Here is a 16,482-nt window from a genome sequence, read left to right on the forward strand (position 1 = left end):
GGCTTTTCATAAGCGTTCGGCGTCGTCTTGGTCACTGACCCAGCTCCTTCGACCAGTTGATGGCGCGGACGTAGACGCCAAGAGGATTTTTGCGCAGCCGTTCGGCATCGCGTGGCGTCTCGATCACGACCGTGAGTATCGCGGTCCAGCGTTCGGTCGAGCTCAACGAGCCGTTGTCGTAAATGCGTTGGGTCCACGCGACCCGAAAGCTGTCTGGTGAGGCGCGGATGACGCTGGAGACATCCACGGAGATCTGCGCTTTACCCAGCCTGGCAAAGGGATCGTTGTTACGCGCAAAGTCGTTGAGGGCGGCCGCGCCGCGATCGGTCGCAAAGTCGTAGGCCCGAAGCCAGTTCTGGCGCAGAACGATGCCGTCGGCCGGCAGCCCCCGGACATCTTCGATAAAGCGCGCCAAATGGTAGGCGATCTGCGCGTCGGTGGGTTGATAGTCGAAATTGGCGGGCGCGACCCTCTGGGCCTGGCCGAGCCGATCGACTTCAACCACCCAGGGCGTGATCGATCCTTGCGCCGATTGCCAGACAAGTCCACCGGCGAGGCCCGTCGATAGCATGAGGCAGCCGAACGCCATCAGGCGCCAGTTCTTGGCCTGCACGCGGGCGGATCCAATGCGTTCGTCCCAGACCTGTGCTGCCTTTTGGTATGGCGTAATCGGCCCGGGCATGCGCCCGTAGTGAACGGAAGGTCGTTTGAACATCGATATTGCCCCATTGGATCGAGTGATCGGTGTGATGTCGGGCAGCTTCGTAATAAGGCACGTCACTGCGTACGGTGGGTGGAAGGCGAAGCTTGGCAGCGTTTCAGCGCTCTCCTTCAGATAAATCGACGGAGGAGCCGCTGCCGCCATGATCGCCGGAGCGGACGGCGTGGCCGGCAGTCGATGCGCCATGTTGAATTGTCTGGGCGCGTTTCATGCGCCGCGCCCAATCAGGCTGCCCGTCCGCGGGCGCGCTCGTGGCCGGTTCACTCGCCTGCCCAGTGTTAGTGAATGCGGCGGCCGAACGACGTAACGGGCTCATGGCCGCCGAACTGCCGGCTTCAGCGACGCCGGCCAGCCCGCCGCTTCGATAGGCTGTGGACGCACCGCTCAAGACGGCTCCCCCGCCGCGCGCGGCACCTGCGATCGCTCCACTGGCGAGGCCAACACCACCGGCGGCGAGGCCCGCGCCCGCTGCAACGACACCGCCAGCGGCAAGGCCTGTTCCGATCGCGGCACCGGCACCAAGTTGCGGTCCACCGGACACCAGGCCGTTTGCGATTCCCGGACCGAAGATGCCAAGGCCCAACAATGAGAGCGCGGCGAGTACCAGGGTCATCGCGTCTTCAATCGTCGGCTGTGCGCCGCCGAAGCCGGAGGTGAACTGCGAGAACAGGGTCGATCCGATGCCGACAATCACGGCCAGGACCAGGACCTTGATGCCGGACGATATGACGTTGCCCAGCACGCGCTCGGCCGCGAAGGCGGTCTTTCCAAACAGACCGAAAGGGATGAGCACGAAGCCCGCCAGCGTCGTGAGTTTGAACTCAATCAGGGTGACGAAGAGCTGGATCGCCAAGATGAAGAAGGCGAGTAATACGACAATCCAGGCGAACAAGAGAACGACGATCTGAACGAAATTCTCGAAGAAGCTGATGTAGCCCATCAGGTTCGAAATCGAGTCGAGCAGCGGTCGACCGGCATCGAGACCGACTTGAGCGATCTTTCCTGGCCGCAAGAAGTCTGAGGTAGAGAGGCTCGCGCCAGATGCCTTAAGCCCCAAACCCGCAAAGCTCTCGAAGACGACGCGTGCGAGGCTGTTCCAATTACCGATCAGGTAAGCAAACACACCGACGAAGAGCGTCTTCTTGACGAGGCGCGCGATGATGTCCTCGTCCGGCCCCCAACTCCAGAATAAAGCGGCAAGCGTAATGTCGATCGCCGCAAGCGTAGTTGCGAGATATCCGATGTCGCCACCCACGAGCCCGAAGCCATTGTCGATGTAGCGAGTAAACGTCTCGAGAAATTGGTCGATGATGCCGGTACCCGTCATGGCTTGCTCGCGTCAGGTAGCACCACGGACGGATATCCTTGCGGCATCCGGCTCTCGTCCTTCGGCGCGGGCGTCTGGCCCGCGACTGGATCGGAACCCCGAGATGCGGCAGCACTGTCCTTCCTGCCAAAGAAGCGACGCCGGTTTTCAGCCCAAACTCTTTGGCAATGCTGATAGCCAGTGACATCGTCTGAAGTGACGGTGCGACAGCGGGCGAGATCGGAACCGCCTACGTCAGTGGTCTGCTCTGCCTTTGTCGGTGCAGACGTATCTTCTCCACCACGAAGCTGGATCGTGCAGGCTGCGACGACCAGTATCCCGACTGATGTGAGTAGCGATAACGCCTTGAATGGACCCGTGTCAGTCATCAGTGGAACATCCGCACGTCTTGGGATTGATAGCCCTGTCCTGGTGTCAGAAACCGTCGGAGTTGTTCTCGGCCCTGGTCTTGGGCTGAGGCGCGTTGAGCCGCTTCAAGGCTCTGCGCCCTGCCCTGTGCCGTCACGACAGCGGTGAGATCGGCGAGCTGCTGCGCGTTCAGCGCGAGAATCTGATTGCCAGCCTGCGTCGCCTGCAGGCCGCCGCTAGCGGCTTGGCTTGACGTTACGAGCGCGGACGTCTGGATGCGATTGGTATCGAGGTTGCCGACGATGCCGGCCTGAACCCGGAGCGCGTCTTGCGTCGCGGCATAGGAATTTTGCCACCGCGATTGAGCATTGGCGACTAAAAGCAGATTCGACTGCCTGCCAGTCGCCGGCGCATAGCTGGTCGAAAACGCGCGATCAATCTGCTGGACGTCGTAGGCGATCCGCTGAGCCTGGGCCAGCAATTGCTGGGTCCGTTGGATCGATGCTTGCAGTTGCTGCAAGGACGAGTATGGCAGGCTTGCCAAATTCTTCGCCTGATTGATCAGCATCTGCGCCTCGTTCTGCAGCGAGGTGATCTGGTTGTTGATCTGCTGCAGTTCCCGCGCGGCGGTCAGGACGTTCTGGACGTAATTGTTGGGATCAAAGACGATCCACTGTGCCCGCGCAGGCGCTGAGACGCCAAGCGTGAGGGCGACGGCGCCGGCAGCCAGCAGAGCGCTAAGGCGACTCATAGCGATCTCTCCAAATTGCCGAGATTGGGGATCAGGTCCAGCGCCCAGGAGACGCCACGGTGCTGGAGCCAGGCGGGCACGAAGCCGTCACGTCCATGTTCAGCGAACAGTTGCCCGATAGCAGCCTGATCGGTCTTGGAAGAGGCTGCCGTAAAGGCCAGCGCAACTTCGCCGAGACCCAGTTCGAACATCCGGTTGCCGCGACGGGACTGGCAATAGTAGTCGCGCTTCGGGGTGGCTCGGCTCAGAAGCTCGATCTGTCGGTCATTGAGGCCGAAGCGACGGTAGATAGCTGATATCTGCGGTTCGATCGCCCGCTCGTTCGGCAGCAACAGGCGCGTCGGGCAGCTTTCGATGATCGCCGGCGCGATCGCCGAGCCATCGATGTCCGATAGCGACTGAGTGGCGAAGATGACCGACGCGTTCTTCTTCCGAAGTGTCTTCAGCCATTCCCGGAGCTGGCCAGCAAAATCCTCGTCGTCGAGAGCAAGCCACCCCTCATCGATAATGAGAAGTGTGGGCCGACCATCGAGACGGTCTCCAATGCGATGGAAAAGGTAGGCCAGCACGGCCGGGGCCGCGCTCGTTCCGATCAACCCCTCGGTCTCAAATGCCTGGACCGAGGACTCGCCAAGGCGCTCGAATTCGGCGTCGAGCAAGCGCCCTGACGGACCGCCCAGGCAGTAGGGCTGCAAGGCACGCTTCAGGGAGTTGGATTGCAGGAGGACCGACAGGCCGGTCAGGGTGCGTTCCTCCCTCGGCGCCGAAGCGAGAGACGTCAATGCCGACCACAGGTGATCCTTGACCTCCGGGGTGATCTCGATCTTTTCCCGCGCCAGGATTGCCGCGATCCATTCCGTCGCCCACCCTCGCTCGGAAGGATCGTCGATCCAGGCCAACGGCTGCAGGGCGACGGGGTTTTCGTCCCCGTCAGACAGCGCGCCGCCGAGATCATGCCAGTCGCCGTCCATGGCAAGTGCGGCCGCCCTGATCGAACCACCAAAGTCGAACGCAAAGACCTGAGAGTTCGGGTAACGGCGGAACTGCAGCGCCATTAGCGCCAGCAACACCGATTTGCCAGCCCCTGTCGGTCCCACCACGAGGGTATGGCCGACGTCGCCGACATGGAGGGAGAACCGGAATGGGGTCGATCCCTCGGTCTTGCCAAATAGAAGCGGCGGGCCCTTCAAATGCAGATCCCTCGCCTCGCCCGCCCATACCGCCGACATAGGGATCATGTGGGCGAGGTTGAGAGTCGAAACCGGCGGCTGCCGCACATTGGCATAGACATGACCTGGCAGGCTGCCGAGCCAGGCTTCGACGGCGTTCACCGTCTCGATCATGCAGGTGAAATCGCGGCCTTGAATGACTTTCTCGACCAGCCGCAGCTTTTCGTCGGCTGCACCGGGATCCCCGTCCCAGACGGTGATGGTCGCCGTGACAAAGGCTTGTCCGATCTGATCCGAACCCAGTTCCTGCAACGCGGCGTCGGCATCGATCGCCTTGTTGTGTGCGTCGGTATCGAGCAGCGTCGACGCCTCGTTGGTCATGACCTCCTTGAGGATCGCGCCAATTGATTTTCTCTTTGCGAACCACTGGCGGCGGATTTTGGTCAGCAGTTTGGTGGCATCGGTCTTGTCGAGCATGATCGCGCGCGTCGACCAGCGGTACGAAAACGCCAGGCGATTCAGATCATCCAGAATTCCCGGCGTCGTCGTGCCCGGGAAGCCGACGATCGTGAGAACTCGCATATTGGCTGAGCCCAGCATCGGCTCGAGCCCGCCGGTCAGCGGCTGGTCAGCCAACAGAGCATCGATGTACATGGGAATTTCGGGCACGCGAACGCGATGACGCTTGGTCGAAATCGTCGAATGCAAATAGGTCAGCGTGTCCTGATCATCGAGCCAGCCGCATTCCGGCATGAAACCTTCAAGGAGCTGAAGCACACGGGTGGTTTGATCGGCAAACCCGCGGAGCACCTCGCGAGCGTCTGCTGCCACAGTCCGATCGCGCCCCTCGTAGAGCAGTCGCTCTGCCCGGGCAGCTCCCTCCTCCGGTGGCAGATAGAGGAAGGTCAGGAAGTAGCTGGACTCATAGTGGGCGCCTGCCTCCTCGAACTGTGCTCTGCGCTCGGCGTCGACCAGTGCAGACGCGACATCCGGAAAAGTGTTCGGCGGGTAGCTACCGGCAAAATGGCGCTGCGCCTCAACGAACACGGCCCAGCCGGATCCAAGGCGGCGCAAGGCGTTGTTCAGACGACCGGCGACGCCGGCAAGTTCCGCCGGCACAGCGCTGTCGAGGTCAGGTCCCCGGAACTTTGCCGTCCGCTGGAACGAACCGTCCTTATTGAGGATGATTCCCTCATCAACCAGGGCTGCCCAAGGCAGGAAGTCCGCGAGACGGGCGTTGGAATGGCGATATTCGGCAAGGTTCATCATGACGAGAGGCTCAGATGTTGAGATGACCGGGAATGCGCAGATGTCGGCGCACCACATCGACGAAGGCGGGATCGCGCTTGGCGGCCCAGACGGCAGCCATGTGGCCGATGAACCAGAGGACGAGACCCGCAATCCACAGCCGCAGTCCAAGTCCGAGGGCAGCCGCCAGCGTGCCGTTGACGATAGCAACCGATCGCGGCGCGCCGCCCATCAGGATCGGCTCGGTGAGCGCGCGATGAACGGGCACGACAAAACCTGCGACTGGCTCATCCATCAGATCACCACGCCGCCGCCGAAGGAGAAGAACGACAGAAAGAAGCTCGAGGCCGCGAACGCGATCGACAGGCCGAACACGATCTGGATCAGCCTGCGAAATCCACCCGATGAATCGCCGAACGCGAGCGTCAGCCCGGTGACGACAATGATGATGACGGCGATGATTTTGGCGACGGGGCCTTCGACCGACTGCAGGATTTGATTGAGCGGCTGCTCCCACGGCATGTTCGAGCCAGCCGCCCATGCCGGCGCCGTCGTCAGAAAAACCGTGATGGAAGCCGTCAGTGAAGCGGCTTCTCGAAGAAAGCGAAATTGCGGACGCATGTCAGTCTCCTGCTGGTGAAACGCTGTAGTCGCCGTTAGCCCCAAGCCCCGTGACGAGGGCGAGCTCGGTGAGGCGACGATCGGCGCCGCGACCGGCGAGCACGGCGACGAGGTTGATGGTCTCTGCGATGAGGGCACGCGGAACTGTGATGACGGCTTCCTGGATGAGCTGCTCGAGCCGCCGTAGCGCGCCGAGCGCGGTGCCAGCATGGATGGTGCCGATGCCGCCGGGATGGCCGGTACCCCAGGCCTTGAGCAAGTCGAGCGCTTCGGCGCCCCGGACCTCGCCGATCGGGATACGGTCAGGGCGCAGTCGAAGCGAGGAGCGGACAAGGTCAGATAGCGTCGCTACGCCGTCCTTGGTCCGCAGCGCAACGAGATTGGGCGCCTTGCATTGGAGTTCGCGTGTATCTTCAATCAGCACGACCCGATCGGAGGTCTTTGCCACCTCGGCCAAGAGCGCGTTGGTCAACGTTGTCTTGCCAGTCGACGTCCCCCCAGCGACGAGGATGTTCTTGCGCGCGGCGACCGCAGCCCTTAAGGCGCTGGCCTGATCCGACGTCATCGTTCCCGCGGCGACATAGTCGTCGAGTGTGAAGACCGCGACCGCGGGCTTACGGATAGCGAAGGCAGGAGCCGCAACGACTGGAGGTAACAGCCCTTCGAAGCGTTCGCCGGTCCCAGGTAGCTCGGCAGACACGCGTGGTGAGCCAGCATGCACCTCCGCGCCTACATGGTGTGCTACCAGACGAACGATGCGCTCGCCGTCCGCCGCGGACAACGTTTCGCCGGTATCAGTGAGGCCACTCGACAGCCGATCAATCCACAACCGCCCATCCGGATTGAGCATGACCTCGATGATTGCGTCGTCTTCCAGGTAACCCGCAATGGCCGCACCAAGTGCGCTACGCAGCATTCGCGCACCACGCGAATTCGCCTCCGATTGAAAGGAATGGATTGCCACCGCCGCCCCCACCGAATGAGGACGCTTAGAGGGCGTCCTCAGATGGGTTGATTAGAAAAGCCACGGATCGATTTGGGGCAACAAGCGCTTACGTTGATCGTAGGCTGGCGTAGAAAAAGAAAGATCGGGAACAGATATTTGACGCCTGCTCGAACGAACAAGTTTGGTAGCGATGAATTTTGAACAGTCTTCGTCAGCAAGGTTTGAACGCAACGTTGTGGGTCGCGGCTCACCACTCCGCGTCGCCATCCATCGGTATCAATACGATCGCTTGCTCGTACGGAACTACCGGTTCAACTGCCTCGGCAACGCTAACCGGCGCGAAGAAGGCAATTGAACCCATCCAGCCAGTGAAGGATCGGAGCGACGACGGTAGCGCGAACCAAACCAACGCTCCGATCTGCAGCGCTACGTTGACACCAAACGCGACCTGATACGCCAGGATGGCCCTATGGCCATCATTCGTGGACCATTGCTCCAGAATCAAGCCTGTCCCGTATTGAGCCAAAAATGCCCATCCAAAGTGCAGTACGTTCACGGCGCCGTTGGCGCGACCGGCGAGTTCAGGCGGAAAGTAGTCAGCTGTCACCGCGAAGCTGACCACGGTCGCTGTTCCAACAATTGCGACGACGGACCACGGCAAAATGGATGGTAGAGGCGCGCGCAGGATCAAGGCAAGCTCGGCTGCGATGAAAAACATCGCGACCACTGCCAATATTGTTTCCGCACCGACCCCTCTTCGTCGGATGAAGTGGACCGTTGTGCCGAACAACCAGGCACCGCCACAAAGTACGATCGACATGATGAAGAGCTGTCCGACGAGACCCTCACGACCAAGTCGCTCGACGTCCGCCAGCCATGGTACCGCCCACAATCCCTGCAGAGACCAGGCTGATCCCACGCAAGTCGCCGACAACGGGGCAATTCGCCAGAAGCGCCGGTCGCCAAAGACGGAACTGAGGGTGGCGGGGATTGATCCTATTGACGGGGTGATGACACGCTCAGGGACCACGATGTAGATGAGCACAGCCGTGGCACCGGTCACTGCCGCCAGGATCTCAAAGAGCTGTCGCCAGCCGATCCAGGCGAGCAGGTATTCGGTGGGGGTTGTGGCGGTCACCGCTCCGAACGAGCCCAGCATGATCATGTAGCCGTTCAGCAAGGCCACTCGTTCCCTGGGAAACCAGAGAACGATGGATTTCAACCCGGCCGTCAGTGCGGCCGCCACTCCAAGGCCGATCATTGCTCGCGAAATCAACAGCGACGGCAACCCCGTCGACATCGCGAACAGGCCGGCACCCGCAGCGGCCACCAAAAGCAACGCACTTTGGACGCGACGCGGGCCAAAGCGGTCCAGCAAAATCCCGATAGGGATCTGAGCCGCCGCGAACACCAGGAAATAGACTGACGTAAGCAACCCCAGGTCAGCAGTCCCGAGCCCGGTGTCCGAGATGAGATGGCCGGAGATCAGAGCGTTGATCGTTCGGAACAGGTATGAAAGGTAATATCCAGCGGCGAATGGAAGAAAAACGCGCGCGATAAGACGCCATGCCGCTGAAATTTGCATGCTGGCTCCCCTGCTCCTCAGCTCATGCGGGCCGATAGCGCGTCCAGCTCTTTTTCGGCTCGTCTAAATTGCTGCGGTCGTAGGCTGGCGTAGAAAAAGGAGGGCCGGCGAAATAGCTCGCCTATGTGGTTCAATCAGGTTTCGCTGCCCGGCTCCTGACGAACGATGTCTTCTGGAATCTCGCGCAGGAAACTCTGTCCCTTCTGCAACCGACGCCCGAGCGCTTCGACAAATCCTTCAAAGCGCTCCCGACCCTTGAGTTGAGCCGCCGCCTGTGCGTCGTTTGGCAACGGCGGCGTGATTGTCAGCCAGAAGCGGATGAAGAGAGCCAAGGTTTCGGCCGTCAATCCAACGTCACGCTCCAGCCTCTGCATCTGGCGCGACAGCCGGTCCAGGCGACGGGTGAACGCTGCCTCCCGCCTGTCCGCCCCGTCCGGTGACAGAAAAGACGCAACCGCCGCTTCCACGATCGCAGACCTGGAAAGATTCTTACGATCGGCGAGATCCGCGATCTGCTTCAGAAGCTCCGGCGGAAAGTACACATTCATGCGGTCGCGCATGTCGGCTCACAGCTCCATGCCGTCATTCGGGTCCATGGCGACCTGACGGGCGACGCCACGCATCTGCTGACGGAGAAGTCGCGATTGGCGTACTGCATCCTCGTCGTCGTCAAGAACAACGGCAAATTCCTCTGCCGGCGTTGAATCGGTCGTCTCCTTGACGATCGCAACGTGATCGGGAAGCTCGGGCTCGCGACGAAGCCCGCTGTTCGCCGTGTCTTCCTCTGACTGCTCCGCCCTGCTGGTCGCTGCCGGCGTAAGGGTTCCAAGCGTCGACCAACCGTCCGCCCGCGATGACCGGCCGGAGGCCGCAGGATCTGGCGGCGGCAGGACGCGTTCGGAGAACCGCCGATCCTCGTAGTAGCGCACCTTCTTGGCGCGGATCGGCGGTGTCCCTGCCACCATGACGATTTCCTCCCGCGGCGGGAGCTGCATGACCTCACCAGGGGTCAGGAGCGGCCTCGCCGTTTCCTGCCGCGAGACCATGAGGTGCCCCAGCCAGGGATTCAACCGGTGACCCGCATAGTTCTTCATCGCCCGCATCTCGGTCGCCGTACCCAGCGCGTCTGAGACCCGCTTTGCGGTCCGCTCGTCGTTAGTCGCGAAACTGACGCGGACGTGGCAATTGTCGAGGATCGCGTTATTCGGCCCATAGGCCTTCTCGATCTGATTGAGCGATTGCGCGATCAAAAAGCTCTTGATGCCGTAGCCCGCCATGAAGGCTAGCGCGGACTCGAAGAAATCGAGGCGCCCGAGCGCCGGGAACTCGTCGAGCATCATCAAGACACGGTGCCGGCGGTTGCTGGCGTGCAAGTCCTCGGTCAGGCGCCGGCCGATCTGGTTCAGCACCAGGCGGATCAGCGGCTTGGTCCGCGAGATGTCGGAAGGCGGCACCACGAGGTAAAGCGACGCTGGCCGGGGATCGGAGATTAGGTCTGCAATTCGCCAGTCGCAGCGACGGGTCACCTGGGCCACGACGGGATCACGGTAAAGTCCAAGGAACGACATCGCGGTAGACAGGACCCCGGAACGTTCGTTGTCGGATTTGTTGAGAAGCTCTCTCGCGGTCGAAGCGACCACGGGGTGGGCACCCTGCTCACCAAGGTGCGGCGTCGTCATCATGGCCTTCAACGTTACCTCGATCGGCCGCTTCGGGTCGGACAGAAAGGCGGCCACGCCGGCCAAGGTCTTGTCAGCCTCGGCATAGAGGACGTGGAGGATGGCACCGACCAAGAGCGAATGACTGGTCTTCTCCCAGTGGTTCCGCTTATCGAGTGAGCCTTCGGGGTCGACCAGGACGTCGGCGACGTTCTGGACGTCGCGAACTTCCCACTCCCCGCGTCGGACCTCGAGCAGCGGATTGTAGGCTGAGGAATTGGTGTTGGTCGGATCGAATAACAGGACGCGGCCGTGACAGGAGCGGAAACCGGCAGTCAGTTGCCAGTTCTCGCCCTTGATGTCGTGAACGATGGCCGAGCCGGGCCAAGTCAGCAGCGAGGGAACGACGAGACCGACACCCTTGCCGGACCGGGTGGGAGCAAAACACAACACGTGTTCCGGTCCATCATGGCGAACGTAGTCATCGTCGAGCTTGCCCAGCACCACGCCATCCGGACCGAGAAGACCGGCCGCTCTCACCTCTTCCAGACCGGCCCAACGCGCCGAGCCATAGGTCTCAACATTCTTGGCCTCGCGGGCCCGCCAGACCGACATGCCGATCGCCGCCGCGATCGAAACGACGGTTCCCGACGCTGCGATGAAGGCACCTTCGACAAAGACTTGAGGCGCATAGGCGTCGTAGACGAACCACCACCAGAAGAAGATCGGCGGATAGTAGATCTTCCAACCCCACAACTCGAACCAGGGGCGTCCAAGCTCTGCCTGATAGGCGAGCCGCCAGGCTGTCCATTCGGTTGCTCCCCAGATGGCCGTCAAAACGATCAGGCCGACAACGATCACCTGGCCCCAGAGGATCTTGGTTCCTGACATCGCGACGGTCCTTCCGTAACTGAATTGGCGAGATAGCTAGAGGCCCAGGTCGCGCTTGCGGCCGAAGCCCAATTCGATGCCGCCACCGTCCTTGATGACGCCGGTGACGTGCTGGCCGAGCCTCTTTTCGAGGTCGCGGGACCAAGGCACGAGCTGAAAGCCGAGCCCATTGTCGATCATGGCGAAACGCCCTGAGGCGAGCATCAGCCGCTGGCGATACGTGCCTGCCACATGCTCCCCGGATGCTGACTTCACGTGAGGCAGGCCGGAGTCTGCCGAGACCTTGGCTCCCACCTCATCCAGTTCGCGTCGACGCAGCGTGTTTAGCAGGTCGCGTTGCAGGATGATGCGTTGGCCCTGCCGCCGTGCCAGACCGTCCTTAATCAGATGCTCTGTCCGGGCTTCCATGGCATCGCGAGCCTCGCGACCGAATCCTCCCATGGCGAGCGGCATCGGATCGCGTTCGATCAGCCGGTGGTCGAGCCAGGTCGCCCCTTTCGCGGTGACTTGCTCACCAAGGTCAAGATCGGAACGGGTCGCCAGCATCAGCGTGGGACGCGGATCGCTAGCTTGACCGAAGCGTCGGACTTCGACGATGCCGCCGATCGGCGGCGCATGTTCGAAGGCCTCGATCCCGTGGAAGCGGACGTGATGTACACGTCCGTCGGTTCCGTCGATCACGGCGAAGGCCTCGCCGGTCAGTTCGTCATGCAGTCCTCGATCAATCAAGCGTCCGACGATCTGGGATGCCGGCGGTCCACCTTCGATGACGTAGTCGGCAACACCACGCACTTCCCCACGTTCGGCAAAAGCGCGGTGCATCGTCTTGATGATGTCGCCGCGCATGCCGAGATCGCGCAAGCTGCGTTCGGCCTCAAGCCCTACCATCCATTCGCCAGGTGCGGCGGACGCGGCAAGGCCCATCTTGTCCAGGTGCTGGAGGCGGCCAACCATCAGGCGCCGGATCTCGGGATCAGAATTGCCCGGATTATCGGGGCGAAGATCGATATAGCCGGTTTCGTCGGCTGCCAGCCGGATCTCGCGATCGAGCCGCGTCCATCGCTCCGCCGTGACTTCCCTCCCTAGCGAATTGCGGATCTCGCGCTCTGGTTTCGGACCCAGTTCGATGGCGACCAATTCCTCAGCGCGTGAGCGCAGCCCTCGGCTGATGTAGTCGCGGGAGATCACGAGATCAGCGCCATCTTCATCGACTCCCCGAGCGAGAAGATGGACGTGAGGGTTGTCCGTATTCCAGTGATCAACAGCTACCCAATCCAGCCGCGTGCCGAGGTCGATCTCCATTTGCCGGGCGAGATCGCGGGTGAAATCCCTGAGGTCGGTCATCTCGCCGGCATCCTCGGGCGAGATGATGAACCGAAAATGATGGCGATCGTCCTGGCACCGTTCCGCGAAGGCCGCGCCATCGGCGCGGTCGCTGCCGGCGTCGAACATCTCGGCTCTCTCACCGTTCCGGGTGACGCCATCGCGCTTCAGGTACGAAAGATGGGCCGTCAGCGGCGCCGAGCGGAATGCTCGTCCTTTGTGACGAACAACGCGCGCTTTCACCACGGCGCGCCGCGTCGAGCTGAACAATCGGCCGCGGCTAAACGCGAGCCTACCGCGGCCAAACGTCGAGCGTCCGAAGGCTGCGGAACGCTTGCCAGCCGCAGGCTGACCCGAGGTATGGCCAGCTTTCTTCGCGGCACGTAGCACCTGGTTGATGAAGCTCTTCGGCTTAGGCGTGCGTGTGCTGCGAATACGCCCGGGTCGAATACGCAGATCGCTGTCGCCAACGGTCATTGCCGGGCCTCGAACAGCGCTAAGGCGCCCACAGTGCCGAAAATGTCCTTGATTGCATTGTGCAAAGTACAAGGCGCGGCACGCGCCCCGACCGACCGGCACGTCAGAACCCAAGCCATGCCAATGGCTTGCGGTTCGACCGGCGAGCCCCTTTTATCTCGCCGTCCTGCCGTTGCGGTCTCCCAGTCGCCGGTTCCCGACAGAGCCGCCGTGACTTGGCAGCCAACTCGCGAAGCCCGCACTGCTTCCGAGCGCTTGCGATAGCGATCGTTACCCGAAGGGCCGAGACACCCGTAGGGTGGCTCGGTGAGGAGCGAAGCGACGAGTAGAGCGCGGGCCGAAGGCATCGCCCATACACCATCAGCACGTGCTACTTGCTTTGTGAAGCACGCCAAGGTTTGCGAACCCGCACACTTGGTCATTGCGATACTCCCGCATCCGATCGAGGGACGAACACGCCAATAGGCCGGGGAACCATGTGCGAAACACCGAGCGCCGAGATTGCAGTCGTGACACCGCGAGACGGCATGAGCGCCAGCAACCGATCGCGCGTTTTCATGAGATCGGATCGCGTGACGAATAGCGCCGCAACTGCTGATGACTGTCCGCTGGACGTCCACCTCGGCGGCAGTTCGATCGCAAGCTGATTTGTAAGCTTTGCGACATACGCTCGCGTCTCCTCCGGCAAAGAGCCGCCTGCGAGATGCTCTTCATAGCGAGATGGTCCCGCATTGTACGCGGCAAACACGCCAGGCGAGCCATACCGATCGAGCAGTTCGCGCAAGTAAGCCGTGCCGGCCAGAATGTTATCGTGCGGGTCGTAGGGGTCGTTCCCGAGATTGTAGCGCTCGCGAAGTTCCGTCCAAGTCGCCGGCATGATTTGCATCAGGCCCATTGCGCCTTTTGGCGATCTGGCGTGCGCGTCACCGGCACTCTCGATGCTTTGGACTGATCGGATCCAGTTCGGCGCTATCGCAAAGCGTTGTGACGCTTCATCGATGAAGCCGGCAAATGGGTGACCGGTCTGACTGATCCCCGGCTGAGCGGCTGATCCGCTCTGGGCCAAAGCAGCACCGTCGAACGCGATCAGAAGAAGCATCAGGGGCACGACAGCCCAAACGCGCGTGCCCAAGCGACCCAAGCACCCGGTCGGGCTTGCGCCAGCCTTGCAGACACCTATCGAGATGGAGGAATGATCCCGCAATCGATCGAACACGGGAACGGCAAGGAGAGCACGTCGAATACACACGATCACTCCTCCCACGTCCACACCGGTATCGCACGACCGATCACGCTAGATGCCGGAAGAAATCCAAAATACCGGCCATCAAGAGATTCGTCCGACTGCCAGTTCATCAGAAATAGGTCGTCGTCGCCGACGACGCGGCAGCCCTGCCATTTCGGCAGCGGCCGGCCGCGTCCATCGCGATCCCGCGCTTCGCCCACCGCGATGGTATCGACCAAAATCGTGAGCCCGCTCCTGCAAACCGTCTGCCCTGGTAGCGCCAAGACTCGCTTGAGCATGGGGACACCGACGGGCAAATAGCCGTTAAGGTCGAGGAAAGTCGCAAGCGGTTCCGGCGGCTGCACCGCGACCAATTCAGTGACTTGGAATTTGTCCGCCGGTCGGAGGCGGTAGAGACCTATCGGCACGCTGGCGGTTGCGTTCCAGATGTAAAGCGGAAGCGGCTCCAGGACGATCGTCGCGATGAGCGCGGCAGCGACCCCAATCGTCACGGCCAGCATCATGAGGCGGCCCGTCATCGCATCACCTTTTGGCGATGAAGCCAGGCCTGATGGCGCGCTTTCGTATACGGCCGCGGGCTTTCGTTGACGGACAGGCGGTTATGAACGTGATGCCAATGATCAGGAGCGACATCAGCTGGATCGATGCCGAGTGCCTCAATGGCATCGGTTATTTGCAGCACTCGCTCGACCTTCGGCCAGCCGGACAGACGCAGCAAAATCTCTCCGCCGGGTGTCACATAAGGAACCGTCGAGCAGCGCTGTCCCGGGGCGACCGCGCGCAAGATGTCGATCCGCGAAATGATCGTGCCAAAGTCGTTGGAAGTCCATCGGACGAAGGCAAAGATGCTGCCGGGCGCGAATGACAGGACACGCCGGCGCCCATCAAGCTTCCTTTCTTTGACAATGCGACCGAACCGAATGCGGTTTTCAATACGCTTCTCGAGCCACAGAACCTCCACTTCGGTGAGATCGCTCATGCGACCACTCCCGGATTCTGGAACGGAGTGCGGTGAGCGTTGGGGCCAGCGAAGAACTGGCATGGCTTCTGCCGGCGAGCAGGATTGACGGCCCCCCGCTGCAAGTCACCTCTAATGCGGCTGGTCGTCTGGTCCGTTAGAAGAAATCCGAAGGATTTCTGGTTAGTAAAGTTAGAGGGGCTGGAAAGCACGGAGAAACAAGCTCTTAAGCTCGATTCCGGTCCCCGATAGCACGAGGATCGGGTCCCCGATAGCACGAGGGTTGCGGTCCCCGATAGCACGAGCTGATTCACAGGTTGTCCTCCGAATTTTGAACGAGACCGCGCCGGCGCAGGCGTGCCGTTAAGGGAGCAACAGGCGTCGGAGCGAAGTTCAGCCGCTCCGTGCCGTTCGGATCGCGCGTGAGCACAAGCTGATAGCCGGGCAATGTCTGACGCTGGACGATCTGGCGGACGTCGTAAGCAAAATGCTTAAGCGGCGAGAGGATGCCGGACTTGGCATGGAGGTGCAGAAGATCAAAGCTCCAGCCGCTGTCCTGGCGGCCGCCATGCTTGCGCACGAGCCGATAGAGCCACCGCTCAAGCCCGCCCGTGAGCTCGAAATAGGCACGATCGATCGTCAGCACGAGCGCTTCATCGATGACGCCAGCGTAGAACCAATCCGGCAGGATCAGCTCGATCCCAAATGGACGACCGTTTGCATCGGCCGTCTCCTTCCATTCGTTGATCCAGGAGAAGCGGTGTCGCCGTCGTTCTGCCGGCTGACGGATCGACGTCAGCACGGTCGTTGACTGAAGTCTGTCAAGACCAGCCTTCAGGCGGTCATAGTCACGTGCGCTGGTGCCGCGGCCCACAAACGTCAAAATCTCGTAAGGCGTTGCAGCCATCAGGCGCGAGGTCTTCAAGCCTGCGTCACGGGCTTCGACAATCTGGGACGCGGCCCAAATCAGAACGTCTGCATCCCAGATGGTCGCCATGCCGTGTTCCGGCACCGCTTCAACACGAATTGCGATCGCACCCGCACGGAAATCGATCGGCACAATTCGCTTGGTCTTTGCCAGCGAAAAGAACGGATATGCCATTAGATCCTGCGCATCGCGGGGCGCAAGATCGCCGGGTAGCGCCCGGAAGAGCTCAAGCTGATCGCGCTCGGAATGGTGTTTGCGCCGCATAGTCACTGCTCTCACGCGGCT

16 protein-coding genes are annotated in these 16,482 nt (G+C 61.5%); all 16 read right to left on the bottom strand.

The window, feature by feature from the left end:
• Positions 1 to 31 precede the first annotated feature (31 nt).
• Positions 32 to 715 (bottom strand): conjugal transfer protein TrbF, encoded by a 684-nt coding sequence (gene trbF, locus XH83_RS22310; protein ID WP_194402892.1) that lies wholly within the window; start codon positions 713 to 715, stop codon positions 32 to 34.
• Between the two features lie 103 nt (positions 716 to 818).
• A complete protein-coding gene (gene trbL / locus XH83_RS22315) occupies positions 819 to 2,048 on the bottom strand; it encodes a P-type conjugative transfer protein TrbL (protein WP_194402893.1) in 1,230 nt (409 codons plus the stop codon).
• Positions 2,045 to 2,416: a putative entry exclusion protein TrbK-alt gene (gene trbK-alt, locus XH83_RS22320; protein WP_194402894.1), complete on the bottom strand. Its 372-nt coding sequence runs from the start codon at positions 2,414 to 2,416 to the stop codon at positions 2,045 to 2,047. The genes trbL and trbK-alt overlap by 4 nt, the downstream gene beginning before the upstream one ends.
• Entirely contained in the window at positions 2,416 to 3,147 is a 732-nt protein-coding gene (gene trbJ / locus XH83_RS22325) for a P-type conjugative transfer protein TrbJ (RefSeq protein ID WP_194402895.1), read from the bottom strand. The genes trbK-alt and trbJ overlap by 1 nt, the downstream gene beginning before the upstream one ends.
• Positions 3,144 to 5,585, bottom strand: coding sequence for a conjugal transfer protein TrbE (gene trbE / locus XH83_RS22330; RefSeq protein ID WP_194402896.1), 2,442 nt, complete (start codon positions 5,583 to 5,585; stop codon positions 3,144 to 3,146). The genes trbJ and trbE overlap by 4 nt, the downstream gene beginning before the upstream one ends.
• A gap of 10 nt (positions 5,586 to 5,595) precedes the next feature.
• Positions 5,596 to 5,859 carry a VirB3 family type IV secretion system protein gene (locus tag XH83_RS22335; protein WP_027531664.1) on the bottom strand — a complete coding sequence of 88 codons (264 nt, stop codon included), beginning with the start codon at positions 5,857 to 5,859 and terminating at the stop codon, positions 5,596 to 5,598.
• The gene (locus XH83_RS22340) at positions 5,859 to 6,185 is read right to left on the bottom strand and encodes a TrbC/VirB2 family protein (RefSeq protein ID WP_194402897.1); all 327 of its coding nucleotides are present in this window, start codon (positions 6,183 to 6,185) and stop codon (positions 5,859 to 5,861) included. The genes XH83_RS22335 and XH83_RS22340 overlap by 1 nt, the downstream gene beginning before the upstream one ends.
• 1 nt (position 6,186) lies before the next feature.
• Positions 6,187 to 7,101: a P-type conjugative transfer ATPase TrbB gene (gene trbB, locus XH83_RS22345; protein WP_194408364.1), complete on the bottom strand. Its 915-nt coding sequence runs from the start codon at positions 7,099 to 7,101 to the stop codon at positions 6,187 to 6,189.
• A 277-nt stretch (positions 7,102 to 7,378) separates the two neighbouring features.
• Positions 7,379 to 8,716: an MFS transporter gene (locus tag XH83_RS22350; RefSeq protein ID WP_194402898.1), complete on the bottom strand. Its 1,338-nt coding sequence runs from the start codon at positions 8,714 to 8,716 to the stop codon at positions 7,379 to 7,381.
• Between the two features lie 134 nt (positions 8,717 to 8,850).
• Positions 8,851 to 9,276, bottom strand: a complete 426-nt coding sequence (locus XH83_RS22355; RefSeq protein ID WP_194402899.1) for a CopG family transcriptional regulator — start codon at positions 9,274 to 9,276, stop codon at positions 8,851 to 8,853.
• A 6-nt stretch (positions 9,277 to 9,282) separates the two neighbouring features.
• Positions 9,283 to 11,265 carry a conjugal transfer protein TraG gene (locus XH83_RS22360; RefSeq protein WP_194402900.1) on the bottom strand — a complete coding sequence of 661 codons (1,983 nt, stop codon included), beginning with the start codon at positions 11,263 to 11,265 and terminating at the stop codon, positions 9,283 to 9,285.
• A gap of 36 nt (positions 11,266 to 11,301) precedes the next feature.
• On the bottom strand, positions 11,302 to 13,065 hold the full coding sequence (locus XH83_RS22365; protein WP_194402901.1) for a DUF3363 domain-containing protein: 1,764 nt from the start codon (positions 13,063 to 13,065) through the stop codon (positions 11,302 to 11,304).
• Positions 13,066 to 13,483: 418 nt separating this feature from the next.
• Positions 13,484 to 14,164 carry a lytic transglycosylase domain-containing protein gene (locus XH83_RS22370; protein ID WP_371746115.1) on the bottom strand — a complete coding sequence of 227 codons (681 nt, stop codon included), beginning with the start codon at positions 14,162 to 14,164 and terminating at the stop codon, positions 13,484 to 13,486.
• Between the two features lie 152 nt (positions 14,165 to 14,316).
• A complete protein-coding gene (locus XH83_RS22375) occupies positions 14,317 to 14,829 on the bottom strand; it encodes a S26 family signal peptidase (RefSeq protein WP_194402903.1) in 513 nt (170 codons plus the stop codon).
• On the bottom strand, positions 14,826 to 15,290 hold the full coding sequence (locus XH83_RS22380; protein ID WP_194402904.1) for a DUF2840 domain-containing protein: 465 nt from the start codon (positions 15,288 to 15,290) through the stop codon (positions 14,826 to 14,828). Before XH83_RS22380 ends, XH83_RS22375 begins: the two co-directional genes overlap by 4 nt.
• Positions 15,291 to 15,579: 289 nt before the next feature.
• Entirely contained in the window at positions 15,580 to 16,461 is an 882-nt protein-coding gene (locus XH83_RS22385; protein WP_194402905.1) for a replication initiator protein A, read from the bottom strand.
• Positions 16,462 to 16,482 lie beyond the last annotated feature (21 nt).

The sequence above is a fragment of the Bradyrhizobium sp. CCBAU 53351 genome (assembly GCF_015291745.1).
Classification (GTDB): domain Bacteria; phylum Pseudomonadota; class Alphaproteobacteria; order Rhizobiales; family Xanthobacteraceae; genus Bradyrhizobium.